The organism is Acidimicrobiales bacterium, assembly GCA_033344915.1.
Taxonomy (GTDB): Bacteria; Actinomycetota; Acidimicrobiia; order Acidimicrobiales; family Aldehydirespiratoraceae; genus JAJRXC01.
In genome coordinates this window covers 1,627,893-1,644,072 of sequence record JAWPML010000001.1, presented here as the reverse complement: position 1 = coordinate 1,644,072, position 16,180 = coordinate 1,627,893, and the positions used below count along the sequence as shown (strand labels likewise).

The following is a 16,180-nucleotide window of genomic DNA, read 5'->3' as shown; positions in this document are numbered from 1 at the left end:
CGCTTCGGGCGGACCTAGCGGGCGAGGGCGCTCGGTGGTGGCGGGCCCAGCAGGCTGCGCGGATCCAGGGCTTCACGCACCACGCGGGGCGTGCCGACGATGGTGCGGCACCGCTGCACGATGACGGCCGCGGCATCCTGGGCGGCGAGGGCGTGGGGGACCGCGTCGTCGCCGTCGGCGTAGCGCAGCGTCGTCACCTGGTCTGCGAGGTCGCGTAGCGGCCCGACGTCACGCGTGCTACGGGCGACGGTCGAGGCGAACTCGTGCGGCGTCTGATGGGGCCTCGGCTCGAGCCCGATGAGCCGAAGGGCGACCACGGCGTCGTCCCAGGCCATCTCGCCGCGACCGACCGGGTCGGCGGCGACGGCGGCGAGACGGCGGCGGCGGCGCAGCGCCTGGGCGGCGGGCACGAAGGCGAGGACGGCCGCGACGACCACGAGGCCGATGAGCACCTGCGACCAGGGGCCGCCGCCATCGTCCGTCGGCGCACCGACGACGACCTCCTCGTCCTCGGCGGGGATGTCGTCCTGTGAGTTCGGCGACGGGTTCTGGGGCGTCGGGTCGCCCGGCCCCGGCGCGACCGAGGGCTCGGGCGGGAGGTCCGTCGGCGGCGGAAGGATCTCGTCGCCCTGCTCGTTGGCGGGGAACTGTTGTGGGGTCGGGAGCTGCGTGATGTCGCCGTCGTGGCCGCGGCTGCGGCCGGGGGTCGGGTCGAAGATGATCCAGCCGACATCGGCGAAGTAGACCTCGGGCCAGGCATGGGCGTGGCGTCCGGAGACGACGAATTCGCCGCGGGCCTCGTCCCAGTCACCCCAGGTGAATCCGACCGCGACGCGGGCGGGGATGCCGAGGCTGCGGGCCATCGCCGCGAACGTGGAGGCGAACTGCTCGCAATAGCCGCGGCCGACGTCGAGGAACGTGGTCATGTCGCCGATGTCGTGTTCGAGGGCGACATCGATGTCGTAGGTGAACCGGTCGGGGTCGAGGAAGAAGTTCTGCAGGGCGATGACGCGCTGGTGGTCGGTGGTGGCGCCGGCATCGGCGATGATCCGTTGGGCGAGGTCGGTGACCTCGGTGGGCCAGCAATTGGTTTCGGCCGGGGCCTCGTCGATGGCGCAGTCGTCGGGAAGCTGGGTGTGGTGGCGCACGAACTCGTCGTCGAGGCCCTGGGCGGCGTCGGTGGGGAGGTCGGCCGGGTCATAGTCGGGGACCTGCGACTCGATGGTGTAGGTCATCCCGGCGGGGATCTCTTCGAGCCCCCGTTCGACGACGAGGGCGCCGGTCGCGACTTCGTATTCGAGGTCGACGCCGTCGTCGTCGATGATGTTCGAGACCTCGTAGGCGGCCGGGAGGTAGATGTTGCCGAGCCCGGCGATGGTGATCTCCTGACGCACGGTGGTGGTGGCCACGCGGGCGTCGATGTCGCTGCCGACCGGGCCGCGGGCGTCGTCGAAGTTGGAGCTTCGCCGCCAGATCTCCTTCTCGAAGGTGGTCAGCGCCATCAGCCGCCAGTAGTCGGCTTCGTCCGGATCGACCCGTACCGAGAAGAGCTCGGTGTTCGTCTGTTCGACCAACGATGTCGAGATCTCGACCAACGGACTCACCACCGAACGGACCTGGGAGGGATTTCCGATCTCGGCGATGTCGACGATCGGTTCGGCACTGGCGCCCGGGAGCCGCGGGGCGACGAGGGCGCCGACGAGCACGGCACACGCGCCGGCGACGGCGCCGACGCGCAGGGTGGTGGTGATGCCGTCGCGGGCGCCTCCGGCGACCCACACCTCCTCGCGCACCTGGCGTTCGGCGCGCATGGTGAGCAGGACGCCGAGCAGTCCGACGGCGTACAGCAGGCCGTGGGCGATCGAGTTCCGGTCGACGCCGAGGAGGGAGGCGAAGACGAAGACCGCCGTGGCGGGGGCGACCGCCTCGAGCGGGGAGCGCAGACGGAACGCCGCCCAGTCCGCGAGGAACACGCCGTACCAGAGGAGGACGGCCGTGGTGACGAGAAAGCCACGGTGGGGGATCACGGGTGCGGCGTCCTCGCCGAAGATCCGCCATGCCTCCCGCAGGTCGTCGCCGAGGACGGACACCGTCTCGCCCGTCGGAACGATCAGCGCCGCGGCGTCGGGATAGAACACCGCGGTGCCGAGGACGATCAGGGCGAGACCGCTGATCGGGGTGCTGAGCGCCATCGAGAGGTCGGCGCGGCGACACAGTGCCGCGACCAGGTGGGAACCGAGGGCGAGGATCACGAGTTCGCGCAGGAAACCGAGATCGGTGAAGAGCCGCTCCAGCGAGATCGTGACGACGACCGTGAGGGCGGCGAGGGCGATCTCGGCGCCGAGCAGGACCTTCTGGCGTTCGATCATCAGACGACCACGGCGCCGCGATGGCTGTCGAGCGTCCACAGGTCGGCGAGTTGGCCCGGACCGGTGAGGTGGATCCACTCGCCCGTCGAGTGGTGGCCGCCGGCCGCGCCCCACTGGCGGGCGTCGCAGGTGATGACGATGCGGGCCCGGAGCCGCTGGGCGAGCGTGCCGCGGGCGGTCCGATCAGCCGCGATCTGCGGGTCGGTGGTGACGACCACCACGGTGCCCGCCTCGGTCGGGACCGCCGGGTGGATCACCGGGCTGCCTCCCTCGAGCAGGGCGAGGAACTCGAGTAGCGGGTCCAGCTGCGCGTTGCCGTGGACGAGCGGCGTGCTGCGTCCGTCGGTGGTCTCGATGCGGGTTGCATCCCCGGCATCGAGGACGGACGCCGCGATCGACGCGGTGATCGAGGTGGTGATGTCCAGCGCCTCGCTGGTGTCGCCGGGCGGGCGGGTGTCGATCGCGACGGTCAGTCGGCCGTGGCGGGGCGGCCGGAACTGGCGAACCTGGAGGTCGCCCTGGCGGGCCGACGAGGGCCAGTGGATCCGGCGCAGGTCGTCGCCGGGGGCGTAGGGCCGGAGGCCGTCGAACTCCTCGTCGGAGAGGCCGAGCGACCGACGGAGCTCCTCGCCGAGCAGGGGGTCGTCCCCCGACGGCACCCGCCGGACGGGGATCGCCTCGATCGGCGGGTGGACGATCAGGCGCACGGTGGAGTCGAGACGGTGGCTGCGCCGCGCCAGCCCGAGCGGATCGACGTCCTCGATCGTGGTCGGGCCGAGTTGGAGGATGCCCCGCCGCGTCGTGGGTATTCGGTACGCGCCGCGGGTGGATCCGTTGGGTTCGAGGGCGGCGATGGACAGGTGCACGCCCCGGGTGCCGGTGACCTGATCGTGCAGGCGCAGCAGGGGGGAGCGGGCCCGGCCCCGGTTGGCGACCTCGAGGTCCACCCGGGCCGGATCGCCGGCCGGAACGCGCGGCGGGGTCAGTTGCTTGGCGATGGCGATGCGTGACGGCCGGAACCGCCGCACGAGCACCGCGCCCACCACCGCGGCGATGGCGGCGGCGCCGGGCACGAGGAACTCCACGCCCCCCACGAGGCGCCCGGCCGCGACGAGGAGTACGCCGCCGACCAGAACTCCCCAGCCGGCGCGGGTGGGCATGTCAGTCTCGTTCCGGCCTGGGGACCGGTACGCCGTCCAGGATCTCGGTGACCACGTCGATGGGCGTGACGCCGCGCATCCGAACCTCGGGGGTGACGAGCAGACGGTGCGGCATCACGACCCGACCGAGTGCTTTCACGTCATCGGGTGTGGCGTAGGTACGGCCCTGCGAGGCGGCCTGGGCCCGAGCGACCCGCTGGAGGGCGAGGATGCCGCGGGGCGAGAGGCCGAGGCTGAGCGACCCGTGGCGCCGCGTCGCCTCGGCGAGGTCGAGCAGGTAGGAGCGCAGGGCCGGGGCGACATAGACGTTCTCGATGGAGTCGGACATCTCCCGGACCTCGGCCGCGCTGACCACCGGGGGAAGCGCGTCGACCGCCTGGGAGTTGCCGCCCTGGCGCTCGAGGATGATCTGCTCGGCCTCCCGGGCCGGGTAGCCGATGCTGAGGCGCATGAGGAACCGGTCGAGTTGGGCCTCCGGGAGGGCGTAGGTGCCTTCGTGCTCGATCGGGTTCTGGGTGGCGATCACCATGAACGGCGAGCCGAGCTGATGGGTGACGCCGTCGGAGGTGACCTGTCGCTCGGCCATGGCTTCGAGCAGGGCCGACTGGGTCTTCGGTGAGGCGCGGTTGATCTCGTCGGCGAGCAGGACGTCGGAGAAGATCGGTCCGGGTCGGAACTCGAAGCTCTCGTCCCTTCGATTCCACACGGACATGCCGGTGACATCGGTCGGCAGGAGGTCCGGCGTGAACTGCACCCGGCCGAACCGTCCGTCCACACTGCGGGCGAGCGCCTTGCCGAGGCTCGTCTTGCCGACGCCGGGCACGTCCTCGACGAGCACGTGTCCGTCGCAGACGAGGGCGAGCACCAGGAGGTGGATGACGTCGGTCTTTCCCCGGATCACCCGTTCGACATTGTGTCGGATCGACGTGAACCGTTCGGCGAAGCCGGCGCAGGCCCCGTGCTGGTCCACCGAGGCCGACTGGTCATCAGTTGTGGTCACGGATCCTCCGACGCCATCGGTACGGCCGTGAATGGTACGACACGTCGGCGGCCTGTGGACAGCGGGTCACACGACCGGGGCCCCGGCGCATAGGTTGTCCGCCATGTTCGGCACCCGCGCCCTCGCCATCGACATCGGCGGCACCAAGTTCGAGGTCGCGGTCGTGGACGGCGCGGGGAGCGTCACCGAGCGGGCCCGCGTCTCCTCGAAGGGTGCTGCCGACGGCGAGGAGCTGTTCGACCGGCTGGTCGGTCTGATCGACGGTGTGGATCTCGCCGCGCTCGACGTCTGCGGCGTCGGTTCGGGCGGCCCGATGCGCCGCGGCGGCGTGGCTGTCTCGCCGCTCAACATCGGCGTGTGGCGCGACTTTGCGCTGCGTGAGCGGGTGGCTGCGGCCACGGGCCTCACCACGTTCGTGGACAACGACGCCAAGGCGCTCGCCCTCGCCGAGGGTTGGCTCGGCGCGGCCCGCGGGGTGGCCAACTACATCGGCATGGTGGTCTCGACCGGCGTCGGCGGCGGCATCGTGCTCGACGGTCGTCTGCTCGACGGCGACGACGGCAACGCCGGCCACATCGGCCATGTCGTGGTCGAACCCGGGGGCACCGAGCTCCCGGGCCACCTTCGGGGCGTGCTCGAGGCCGAGGCGAGCGGCACCGCCATCGCCTTCCGGACCGGCGCCGACGCCCGCCACGCGGACCGCGAGGAACGGCGTCGTGCCGGCACGATGGTCGGACGGGCCGTCGGTTCGGTGGCGAACCTCCTCGATCTCCAACTGGCCGTCGTCGCCGGCTCGGTGGCGCTCGGCTTCGGCGACGAGTTCTTCGCTGCGGCCCAGGCGGAGATCGACCGGGTCGCCGTGCTGCAACATTCCGTCGGCACGCGGATCATTCCCGCCGGTCTCGGATCGGACGGGCCGATCGTGGGCGCGGCCGCCGTGGGGTTCGCCGGTCTGGGTCACGAGTTGCTGGGGGCGGCGTCGTGAGCGCTTCCGGTGAGGTCGCCCGGGCCGCGCTGGCGGTGGCGGTCCGGCCGGGGCTGTGGGCCACGGCGCTGCGCCAGTACGTCCGCCTGGTCCCGGACCGGTGGTGGGCGACGGCGCCCCGGCTGCCGGTGCCGGACCCCGCGATGCTGGCCTTCCGGGCGACGACACAGTACGGCGACCCGGCGCACGCACTCGAGCGGGACGACCTCCTCGCGTGGCTGCGATGGTGCAAAGCCGAGAACCGGCGCCGACGGGTTGTATAGGTTTTCGTGCCATGGCCGGGGTGCTCGTTCTCAACGCGACCTTCGAGCCCCTCGCTGTGGTGCCGACCCGTCGGGCGATCTGTCTCATGCTCGCCGAGAAGGTCGAACTGCTCCACGCATCGGGGCGTCGGGTACGGAGTGAACGTCTCGCGCTCGACGAGCCGTCGGTCGTGCGCCTGAACCGCTACGTCAACGTGCCCTACCCGAAGCACCGTTCACCGAACCGCCGAGGCGTGCTCACCCGGGACGGCCATCGGTGTCAGTACTGCGGCGCGGGCGCGGAGACCGTGGACCATGTCGTGCCCCGCAGCCGGGGCGGCCGCCACACCTGGGACAATGTCGTCGCGGCGTGTCGGCGGTGCAACGGCGGCAAGCGCGACCGCCTGCTCGGCGAGACGACGATGCGGCTGGCGCGTCCTCCGGGCCCACCACCTCCCAGCACGTGGATCGAGGTCGCCGCCGGCACCGTGCCGACGGCGTGGACGCCGTACCTCACGCCCGGCCGCCGGTCGGCGTGAACCTCGACGGCGGCTGGGTGCTCCGGCGGCGTGAGGGCTTGGCGGCGAGTCTCCACGACCCCACCGAGCCGGACCGCGCCGTGCCGACGGTGGACGTCCTGACCGTCGACCAGCCCAGCTTCGTGCTCGGCAGCAGCCAGTCGACTGCGGCCGTCGACCACGAGCGGGCGAAGGCCGCCGGGGTGGTCGTCGCTCGCCGGCGCAGCGGGGGAGGGGCGGTGCTGCTCGTCCCCGATGACCATGTCTGGATCGATGTCTGGGTACCGGCCGGTGACCGTCGGTGGGACGACGACGTCATCCGCGCCGCGGACTGGTTCGGCGATGTCTGGTGTTCGGCGGCCGCCCGGTGGGGGGCGACCGACCTGGCGGTGCACCGCACCAACGCGACCCGCGACGGCTGGGCCGAGTCGGTCTGCTTCGCCGGGGCGGGGCCGGGCGAGGTCTTCGCCGGGGCGCGCAAGCTGGTCGGCGTGAGCCAGCGCCGCACGCGTCGCTGGACCCGTCTGCAGTCGGTCGTGCATCGACGCTGGGATGCCGCGCTGACCTTCGGGCTGCTGGCCCACGAGGGCGCGGCCGAGGCCGGATTGGCATGGCGCGACCGCGTCGCCGTGGCCGCGGACGCGGACGTGGAATCCGCGTTCTTGGACGTGCTCACCGCCGGCTGAACAGAGCCCGGTCGAACACGTCTCCATCGAACGCGTCTCCACCGAACGCGTGTTCACCGAACGCGCGTTCGTTCGCGCGCTCCGTCGAAGAAATTGGGAGAAACGGGGGGCGAAGCCTTGCCTTGGTGGGGAGAAGGGGAGTAGAGTGGCTCGATATGGAGGGTTGGGGAGAGCTCAGGAGAGAGGGGGTGCACCATGGCGATCAGCGGCAACGCACGCTTCGTTGGCAACTACGAACACACAATCGACGACAAGGGGCGCCTCATCCTCCCGGCGTCGTTTCGCGCCAAACTGGCCGAGGGGGCGTTCGTGACGCCGCTCGATCACTGCCTCGCGATCCTTCCGGCTGCGGAGTTCGACCGGATGGCCGATGCGCTCGAGGAGCAGGTGGCGGCCGGCGACGTCGACGTGAACGCCCTGCGTGCCTTTGCGAGCCAGGCCGACGAGGTCGTGCCGGACTCCCAGGGACGGGTGCGGCTCCTGCCGCACCTGCGCGAGATCGTCGGCCTGGAACGCGCCGTCGTCGTGACGGGCGCGCTGCGCCGCATCGAGGTCTGGGACCCCGCCCGTTGGGCGACCGTGTCCCCGGCCGGCACCGAGAAGTTGGCCGACGCCATCGAGCGTGGGCACGGACTGGGAGCTCGATCGTGAGCGTCCCGACACCTGATCAGCACACCGAGCACGAGAAGGGAGCCCGCCGGACCTGACGGTCCGAAGTGAACGACTCGATCATCTGCAGTCTTCCGACCGACAAATGGAAGACCCGTACTCCGCCCGCTTGCCATTAGTCCGACCGGGGAGAAATCCCGGCGGACGCCGTTGGTCGGGAGACTGCAGATGACCGATGCGGAAACGCTTCGATCCGACCGTCAACGGTCCGGCGAGACGACATGGGGGACCTGGACACCGATGACGGCCGTGAGGCGGACTTCGCACACGACTCGGTCATGTTGGACGAGGTCACCGAGGTCCTGGCGGCCGTGCCCGACGGCTGTGTCGTCGACGCCACGCTCGGCGGGGCCGGCCACGCCGATGCCCTTCTCGCGGCCAACGACCGCATCTCGCTTGTCGGTCTCGACCAGGACGAGATGGCGCTCGACGCCGCCGGTGCCCGGCTCGCTCCCCATGGCGACCGGGTCACCCTCCGCCACCGTCGTTTCGACGGTCTCGCCGACGAGCTCCACTCGCTCGGCATCACCCAGCTGTCCGGCGTCCTCTTCGACCTGGGTGTGAGCTCCCCCCAGCTCGACCGGGCCGATCGGGGCTTCAGCTACCGCTTCGACGGGCCGCTCGACATGCGCATGGACCGCCGCCGCGGGCGCACGGCCGCCGACCTGGTGAACGAGCTCGACGAACGTGACCTCTTCGTCCTGCTCCGGCGCAACGGCGACGAGACCCACGCCCGCCGCATCGCGCGGGCGATCGTGGCGGCCCGCCCCATCGACTCGACCGCTCGCCTCGCCGACATCGTGCGCGACGCAGTTCCCGCCGCCGCCCGCCGCTCGGGTGGCCATCCGGCGCGGCGCACCTTCCAGGCGTTGCGCATCGAGGTGAACCAGGAGCTCGAGATCCTCGACGATGCGCTCGGTCAGGCGTTGGACATGCTCGCCCCCGCCGGGCGCTGTGCGGTGCTCGCCTACCACTCCGGTGAGGACCGGATCGTCAAGCGGCACTTCCGCGATGCCGCCGGTGAGGCGCCGCCGCCCCGGCCCGATCTGCCGCCTCCCCCCGGCTACGAGGCCACGGTGCGCCTGCTGTGGCGCGGCGCCCGCAAGCCGTCGACCGATGAGATCGCCCGCAACCCGCGGGCCGAGGCCGCACGCTTCCGGGCCGTCGAGAAGCTGCCGATCGCGCAGGCTGCCTGATGGCTGCGACGTCACGCCCCGTCCGCGCCCGAAAGGCGCAGCCGCGCCCGGCCGCCACGCCGAACCGGGCGCGCCTGCGCGTCGTCCGCCCCGACGAGCGGGCCCGCACCGTCGGCACGATCTCCACGATGGTCGCGGGCTTCTTCTTCGCGGTGCTGTTCGCGCTCGCCGGCCTGCACGCCGTCGTCGTGCAGACCCAGGCCGACCTCGATGCCGTCAACGCCGAGATCGCCGAACTCGAGGACGCCCGCGTGGACTCGCTCGCCCAGCTCGCCTGGGCCGAGTCCGCCGCCGGTCTCGCCGAGGCGGCGGCCGCGGCCGGCTACGTGCCCGCCGCGGATCCGGTGAACATCACCCTCGTGCCGCCGGGACAACTCACCCCGCCGGCGACCATCGACCCCTTCCGCCCCGGGAGTGCGCCGTTCACCACGGCGCCGCTCCCCGGCGCGCCCGAGCCCGATGGGACCGCGACGAAGTGAGTCGGGCCCGGCGGCGAGGACTCTCGATTCGAAACCTCGGCGGCTCGATGCCGCTGCCCCGCCGCCGGAGCCGACCCCGCCGTGTCGTACCCGCCCGACCCGCCGTCAGTCGAGGGCGGGTCGTGACGCTTTTCCTCGTCCTCGCCCTGCTCGCCACCACGTTCGGTTGGCGCCTCGCCGATCTCCAACTGACCCCCGACGCCGCCCTCGCCGAGGACATCGGGAGCCAGGTCCGCTACGAGACGGTGTCGGCCCCGCGGGGTGACATCGTCGACCGCTACGGGCGCACGATCGCGATGTCGCTGCCCCGGCCGTCCGTGGTCGCGAATCCCCGTCTGCTGCAGGCGGAGGACGCGAAGGACACGGACCGCGACCTCCTGGGCGACGCCGTGCGCGAACTTTCCGGGGTGCTGTCCACCGACGCCGACACCCTCCGCGACCGTCTCAGCCGCGAGAAGTTCTTCGTCAACCTCGAACGCCAGGTCGACCCGGCGGTCGGCGAGGCCGTGCTGGCCCTCGGTATTCCCGGCGTGTATCTCGAGGAGGAACAGCGACGCGAGCACCCGAACGGCGACTGTTCCGGGCTGGCGGTGGTCGGCCGGGTCGATGTCGACCAGATCGGCATCAGCGGCCTCGAACGCGACTACGACGAACACCTGACCGGCGAACCCGGCCGGGTCGTCCGCCAGACGCAGGGTGGCGGCGCGGTGCGTATTCCCGGCGGATTCCAGGTCGTCGAGCCCATGACGCCGGGCGAGGACCTCGTGCTCACGCTCGACCGCAACATCCAGTTCGACACCGAGCAGCTCCTGATCGACGCCGTGGAGGAGTCGGGAAGCGACCACGGCACGGCGATCGTCTCCGATCCCCACACCGGCGAGATCCTCGCGATGGCGAACGTCATCCGCGATCCGGAGACCGGTGAGGCGTTCTGCACCAGCACGAACCTCGCGGTCACGTGGGCGTTCGAGCCCGGCTCGATCAACAAGGCGCTCACGTTCGCGGCCGTGTTCGAGCACGACGCCTGGCCCGAGTTCTACGGCGTCGACATTCCCCGGTCCCGCACGATCGCTCTCGGGGCCGACGTCGAAGGAAAGGTCTACGAGGATCGGTCGATCCAGTCGGAGGAGGAGAACCATCCTCCGCTGTGGATCCTGCGCAAGTCGTCCAACAACGGCACGATCATCATGGCGGAGGAACTCGGCGCCGAACGGTTCGAGCAGACACTGCGCGACTTCGGTCTCGGCGAGCCCACGGCGCTCGACCTGAAGGGCGAGGCGAGCGGCATCCTCGGCTCGTTGGATGCGAACCGACTCGAACTGCCGTCGGTCGCGATCGGCCAATCGGTCGCGGTCACCGCGGTGCAGATGCTGCAGGCCTACAACACCCTGGCCGCCGGCGGGTTGCGGGTGGATCCCGTCGTCGTGAAGGACGAGGTCGGCACCGGCACCGCCACGCGGGTCGTGAGCGAGGAAGCCGCCGACACCGTCATGGGCATGCTGCGTCACGTCGTGCTCGAGGGAGGCACCGGCACCCGGGCGGCGCTCAACGGCTACACCGTCAGCGGGAAGACCGGCACCGCGTGGCAGCCGTGTGGCGTCGGCTACGACTGCGACGGCGAGGGAACCCGTCACCTCACCACCAGCTTCGCCGGCGTCGTGGGCAACGACGAGGGCGCCCAGCTGTCGGCGATCGTCGTGCTGGACAACCCCGAGAGCCAGCACGCGACCGGTGGTGGACTCGCCGCCCCCGTCTTCGCGGAGATCATGCGCACCGCGGTCCATCAGTTGCGCATCCCGCCGCACACCGACGTCGCCCCGACCACGGACCGGGTGCGGGCCGCGGCGGCGGTGCCGCCGCCCACCGACGCGTCGCTCGAGACCGAGGACCGATGAGCGCGCGCCTCGACGCAGTCGGGGAGCGGCTCGGACTCACGCTCCCTCCCCACGCCGCGTCCGTCTCGGTCACCGACGTCGAGCACGATTCGCGGCGTGTGCAGAAGGGCACGCTCTTCTGCTGTGTGCCCGGTGCCAACGCCGACGGCCACGACTTCGCCGCCGCCGCCGTCGCGGCCGGCGCCTCCGCCCTGCTCGTGGAGCGCCCGCTCGACCTCGGCGTGCCGGAGCTCCTGGTCGCGTCCGTGCGTCGGGCCATGGGGCCGGCCGCGGCAGTGGTCCACGGTGATCCGAGCCGCACCATCTCCGTCGTCGGCGTCACCGGCACGAACGGGAAGACGACGACGGTCCGCCTGGTCGCGGGGATCCTCGCCGAACTCGGCGTGGCGGCGCGCGAGGTCGGGACGTTGACCGGCGTGCGGACGACGCCCGAAGCCCCCGAGCTCCAGCGGCTCCTGTCCGGCGCCCGCGCCGAGGGCGCCCGCGTGGTGGCCATGGAGGTCTCGTCGCACGCGCTGGACCAGCATCGCGTCGACGGCACCCACTTCTCCGTGGTCGGGTTCACCAACCTCGGTGTGGACCATCTCGACCACCACGGCACGATGGGGGACTACTTCGCGGCGAAGCGCCGGCTGTTCACCGAGGAGCACGCCGCCCGGGCGGTCGTCGACACCCGTCAGTCGTGGGGCGAGGATCTCGCGGCGGCGACGACCATTCCGGTCGTGCGCATCGACGCCGGCGCACTCGCCGATGTCGAGACCGGGCCCCGGGTCAGCCGCTTCACGTGGGCCGGCCATCGCATCGAGTTGCCCCTGGGGGGCATGTTCAACGTGGCCAACGCGCTCCTGGCGGCCGAGCTGGTCCGGGCCCTCGGGTACGCCCCGGCCGCGATCGCCGACGCCCTGGCATGGGCGCCGACGGTGCCCGGCCGGTTCGAGCTGATCGACGAGGGCCAGGCGTTCTCGGTCGTGGTGGACTACGCGCACACGCCGGATGGACTCGAGGCGGTCCTGACGGCCGCTCGCGAGGTCACCGAACGGCGGCTGACGGTCGTGTTCGGCGCCGGTGGCGATCGCGATCGGTCCAAGCGACCGCAGATGGGGGCGGTCGCCCGCCGTCTCGCCGACCATGTCGTGGTCACCAGCGACAACCCGCGAGGGGAGCGACCGGAGGCGATCATCGCCGGAATCGTGTCCGGCATGGACCGCGCACCGGACCTCGTCGAACCCGATCGTCGCGCCGCGATCCGCCACGCACTGGCCGGCGCACGCAAGGGTGATGTCGTGCTGATCGCCGGAAAGGGCCACGAGGCCACCCAGACCATCGGTGACGAAGTCGTGGACTTCGACGACCGCGACGTCGCCCGCGCCGAACTCCGACGACTCGAGGGGCGCGCCTCGTGACCCGCCTCCTCGTCGCCGCGGCGATCTCCATGGTGGTGTCGCTGTTCGGCACGAAGGCGCTCATCAACCTGCTCACGCGCCACCGGATCGGCCAGCCGATCCGTGACGACGGCCCCGAGGGACACCACATCAAGGCCGGCACGCCGACGATGGGCGGACTCGCGATCGTCGCCGGGGTCACCAGCGGCTACATCGTGTCCGAGCTCGCCGGCGCGACCTATACGCGACGCGGCATCTTCGTCATGCTCGCGATCATCGGCGGTGGCGTCGTCGGTCTGATGGACGACTGGATCAAGGTCAAGGCGGCCCGCAACCTCGGTCTGAACAAGCGGGCCAAGATGATCGGACTCCTCACGGTCGCGGTGGGATTCGCCTTCGTGATGACCCAGTTCACCGAGGTACACCACACGATCGCGTTCACCCGGTTCGACAACCCGGGTTGGGAGATCGGGCGCATCGGTTGGATGGCGTGGGCCGTGCTGCTGATCGTCGGCACCACCAACGCGGTGAACCTGACCGACGGTCTGGACGGGCTCGCGGCAGGCGCGGGGGCGCTCGCCTTCGCCGCGTTCACGTTCATCGGGTTCTGGCAGTTCCGCCAGATCGAGATCATCGACGGCGAGCCGGTGAACCTCTACGGCCTCACCGCGGCGCTGGACCTCGCGGTGGTCGCCGCCGCGATGGTCGGCGGCATCGTGGGGTTCCTGTGGTGGAACGCCGCGCCCGCACAGATCTTCATGGGTGACACCGGCTCCCTCGCGATCGGCAGCGGCCTCGCCGCGCTCGCCCTCGCGACGAACACCCATCTCCTCCTGCCGATCATCGGCGGCCTGTTCGTCATCGAGACCGTGTCGGTGATCCTGCAGGTCTTCGTCTTCCGGACGATGGCCGGTCGGCGCCTCTTCCGGATGGCGCCCGTGCACCACCACTTCGAGCTGCGGGGATGGCCCGAGACGACGGTCATCATCCGTCTGTGGATCGTGTCCGGGCTGTGCACCGCGGTCGGCCTCGGTCTCTTCTACGCCGACGCGATCAGCGCGGGGTTCACGGCATGACCATCGACCTGCGGGCGAGGCTCGCGGCGCCCGTCCGTGCGCTCGTCGTCGGGATGGGGGTGACCAACCGCGCCGTGGTCGGTGCCCTCCTGCGCCGGGGCCACGCCGTCACCGCCGTCGACGATCGTCCCGACGACGCCCTGCGGGAAGCGGCGCGCGATCTCGGTGTCGACCTGGTCGAGTCGCCGACGGACGCCGACCTGGCCGCCCTCGCCGTCGGTGTCGACTTCGTCGTGCCCGCGCCCGGACTCCCCGAGACACATCCCGCCTTCTCGCTCGGGCCGCCGGCGGTCTCGGAGCTCGACCTCGCCGCGGTGTGGGACGACCGGCCGGTGGTGGCCATCACCGGCACCAACGGCAAGACCACGGTGGTCGAGCTGTGCGTCGCCGCTCTCCAGCGAGCGGGCCGCCGGGCGATCGCGGCCGGCAACACCGACGTCCCTCTCGTCAGCGCGATCGACCAGCCCGGCATCGACGCCTTCGTCGTGGAGGCATCGTCGTTTCGACTCGCCCGTGTGATCGAGTTCGCGCCCGACGTGGCCACCTGGTTGAACTTCGCCCCCGACCATCTCGACGTGCATCTCGATCTCGAGACCTACGAGCAGGCGAAGGCGCGTGTGTTCTCGTCGATCCGCCCCGGGGGCACCGCCGTCGCGAACGCCCTCGATCCCGTGGTGATGCGGCACGTGCCGGCGAACCGCACCGTCGTCACCTTCGGGTCGCCGGGGGCGGACTGGCATCTGGACGGCGAGAAGCTCACCGGACCCGATGGCGCCTTCACCACGGTCGATCGGCTGTGGCGCGCCCTGCCCCACGACATCGAGGACGTCCTCGCTGTCGCCGCCACCCTCGCGCCCCTCGGCGTGGCGCCGGAGGCGGTCGCAGCCGCCGCGGCATCGTTCCCTGGGCTGCCCCACCGCGTCGCGCCGGTCGGCGAGATCGACGGCTCGACCTACTACGACGACTCCAAGTCCACCACCCCGCACGCCACGCTCGCGGCGTTGCGTGGCTTCGACTCGGTCGTGCTCATCGCCGGAGGCCGCAACAAGGGCATCGATCTGGCCGAACTGGCCGACGGACGGGACCACATCCATGCCGTCGTCGCGATCGGTGACGCCGCCGCCGAGGTGGCCGCCGCGTTCTCGGGGGTCCGGCCCGTCGAGATCGCGACCGACATGGACCGTGCGGTGGCGACGGCCCGGCTCCTGGCTGCGGGGGGCCACCCCGTGCTCCTGAGCCCGGCGTGCGCCTCCTTCGACTGGTATCGCAACTACGCCGAACGCGGTGACGACTTCATCCGCGCGGTCACGGAGATGGACGCATGACCGCCGTCGAGCGGGGGCCGCGCAAGGAGCGCAAAGCCGCATCGAGAGGCCGACACCCGGCCTCGCGGGTCGCACCGGACGGCCGGGGTCCGCGCCGTCCCGTCGGTCGCCGCACCGGTCCGTTCCTCATCATCTTCCTCGCGACCGCGGCCCTCGTCCTGCTCGGCGTGGTCATGACGCTCTCGGCCAGTGCGGTCGTGAGCATCAACACCTCCGACTCGGCGTGGAGCCTGTTCCGGCGCCAGTTGATGTGGACGGGATTCGGCACGGTGGCGCTGTTCGCCGCGATGCGTTTCGACTATCGACGGCTGCGCGTGCTCGCCCTGCCTGCGGCGGTCGGCTCCGCGGTGCTGCTCGTGGTGGTCCTGATTCCCGGCGTCGGCGTCGACGTCAACGGCGCCACCCGCTGGATCCGGGTCGGCCCCCTCTCGTTCCAGCCGTCCGAGATCGCCAAGCTCGGCCTCGTGCTCTTCGCCGCGGACATCCTGAGTCGACCGTCGCGGGATATGAAGAACACCGCGGTCACCTTCCGTCCCGTCGTCGCGGTCACCGCCTTCTTCATCGGTCTGCTGATGCTCCAGCCCCACCTCGGCAATGCGCTGATCATGGCGGTCGCCGTGTGCACGATGCTGTTCATCGCCGGCGCGCCGCTGGTGAACCTCGCCGCCGTCGGGCTCGTGGGTGCCCTCGGCACGGCGATGACCGTGATCGGCACGAGCTGGCGACGACAGCGCTTCCGGGTCTTCCTGGACCCGTGGGTCGATCCCGAGGGACTCGGCTACCAGCCGCTCCAGGCGCTGCACGCCATCACGGTCGGGGGGCTCACCGGCGTCGGGCTGGGCGCGAGCAAGGCGAAGTGGGGCTTCCTGCCGTTCGCCCACTCCGATTTCATCTTCGCGATCATCGCCGAGGAGCTCGGACTGCTCGGGGCCGCGTTCGTGGTGCTGGCCTTCGTGATCTTCGCCGGCGCCGGGTTCGTCGCCGCCCTGCGGGCGCCGGACCGGTTCGGTCTGCTGCTCGCGCTCGGCATCACGACGTGGATCGTGGCGCAGGCGTTCCTCAACATCGGCTCCGTGATCAACATCGTGCCGGTCGTGGGCGTCACGCTGCCCTTCCTGTCCTTCGGTGGCACGTCCCTCGTCGTGACGATGGCTGCCGTCGGCGTGCTGCTCAACGTCGCCCGACAGGGGCGGTAGAC

The 16,180-nt window shown here is 71.4% G+C and carries 15 protein-coding genes; 12 read left to right on the top strand and 3 right to left on the bottom strand.

The genetic code is table 11. The features are described 5' to 3' along the window. Positions 1–14 precede the first annotated feature (14 nt). From R8F63_07915 to R8F63_07905, 3 genes are read right to left on the bottom strand one after another with little or no spacing between them, the layout of a single operon-like run. On the bottom strand, positions 15–2,369 hold the full coding sequence (locus R8F63_07915) for a DUF3488 and transglutaminase-like domain-containing protein (protein ID MDW3218528.1): 2,355 nt from the start codon (positions 2,367–2,369) through the stop codon (positions 15–17). Then, a complete protein-coding gene (locus tag R8F63_07910; GenBank protein MDW3218527.1) occupies positions 2,369–3,529 on the bottom strand; it encodes a DUF58 domain-containing protein in 1,161 nt (386 codons plus the stop codon). The genes R8F63_07915 and R8F63_07910 overlap by 1 nt, the downstream gene beginning before the upstream one ends. Before the next feature lies 1 nt (position 3,530). Next, entirely contained in the window at positions 3,531–4,529 is a 999-nt protein-coding gene (locus tag R8F63_07905; GenBank protein MDW3218526.1) for a MoxR family ATPase, read from the bottom strand. Between the two features lie 103 nt (positions 4,530–4,632). On the opposite strand from R8F63_07905, the gene R8F63_07900 reads away from it, so the two are divergent. The 12 genes from R8F63_07900 to ftsW all read left to right on the top strand — a co-directional run bounded on the left by R8F63_07900 (position 4,633) and on the right by ftsW (position 16,178). Then, positions 4,633–5,514, top strand: coding sequence for an ROK family protein (locus R8F63_07900; protein MDW3218525.1), 882 nt, complete (start codon positions 4,633–4,635; stop codon positions 5,512–5,514). After that, entirely contained in the window at positions 5,511–5,777 is a 267-nt protein-coding gene (locus R8F63_07895; GenBank protein MDW3218524.1) for a hypothetical protein, read from the top strand. Before R8F63_07900 ends, R8F63_07895 begins: the two co-directional genes overlap by 4 nt. 11 nt (positions 5,778–5,788) lie before the next feature. Then, positions 5,789–6,295, top strand: a complete 507-nt coding sequence (locus R8F63_07890; protein MDW3218523.1) for an HNH endonuclease — start codon at positions 5,789–5,791, stop codon at positions 6,293–6,295. Continuing rightward, positions 6,256–6,960 carry a hypothetical protein gene (locus R8F63_07885; GenBank protein ID MDW3218522.1) on the top strand — a complete coding sequence of 235 codons (705 nt, stop codon included), beginning with the start codon at positions 6,256–6,258 and terminating at the stop codon, positions 6,958–6,960. The genes R8F63_07890 and R8F63_07885 overlap by 40 nt, the downstream gene beginning before the upstream one ends. A gap of 195 nt (positions 6,961–7,155) precedes the next feature. Further along, positions 7,156–7,611, top strand: coding sequence for a division/cell wall cluster transcriptional repressor MraZ (locus R8F63_07880; GenBank protein ID MDW3218521.1), 456 nt, complete (start codon positions 7,156–7,158; stop codon positions 7,609–7,611). Between the two features lie 239 nt (positions 7,612–7,850). After that, on the top strand, positions 7,851–8,825 hold the full coding sequence (gene rsmH / locus R8F63_07875) for a 16S rRNA (cytosine(1402)-N(4))-methyltransferase RsmH (GenBank protein MDW3218520.1): 975 nt from the start codon (positions 7,851–7,853) through the stop codon (positions 8,823–8,825). After that, positions 8,825–9,304: a hypothetical protein gene (locus R8F63_07870; GenBank protein MDW3218519.1), complete on the top strand. Its 480-nt coding sequence runs from the start codon at positions 8,825–8,827 to the stop codon at positions 9,302–9,304. Before rsmH ends, R8F63_07870 begins: the two co-directional genes overlap by 1 nt. Before the next feature lie 122 nt (positions 9,305–9,426). Continuing rightward, the gene (locus tag R8F63_07865) at positions 9,427–11,199 is read left to right on the top strand and encodes a penicillin-binding protein 2 (protein MDW3218518.1); all 1,773 of its coding nucleotides are present in this window, start codon (positions 9,427–9,429) and stop codon (positions 11,197–11,199) included. Further along, complete coding sequence (locus R8F63_07860) at positions 11,196–12,602, top strand: UDP-N-acetylmuramoyl-L-alanyl-D-glutamate--2,6-diaminopimelate ligase (GenBank protein ID MDW3218517.1); 1,407 nt, start codon at positions 11,196–11,198, stop codon at positions 12,600–12,602. Before R8F63_07865 ends, R8F63_07860 begins: the two co-directional genes overlap by 4 nt. After that, on the top strand, positions 12,599–13,657 hold the full coding sequence (mraY, locus tag R8F63_07855; GenBank protein MDW3218516.1) for a phospho-N-acetylmuramoyl-pentapeptide-transferase: 1,059 nt from the start codon (positions 12,599–12,601) through the stop codon (positions 13,655–13,657). The genes R8F63_07860 and mraY overlap by 4 nt, the downstream gene beginning before the upstream one ends. Beyond that, positions 13,654–14,982, top strand: coding sequence for a UDP-N-acetylmuramoyl-L-alanine--D-glutamate ligase (murD, locus tag R8F63_07850; GenBank protein ID MDW3218515.1), 1,329 nt, complete (start codon positions 13,654–13,656; stop codon positions 14,980–14,982). The genes mraY and murD overlap by 4 nt, the downstream gene beginning before the upstream one ends. Beyond that, complete coding sequence (gene ftsW / locus R8F63_07845) at positions 14,979–16,178, top strand: putative lipid II flippase FtsW (protein MDW3218514.1); 1,200 nt, start codon at positions 14,979–14,981, stop codon at positions 16,176–16,178. Before murD ends, ftsW begins: the two co-directional genes overlap by 4 nt. The last annotated feature ends 2 nt before the right edge of the window (positions 16,179–16,180 follow it).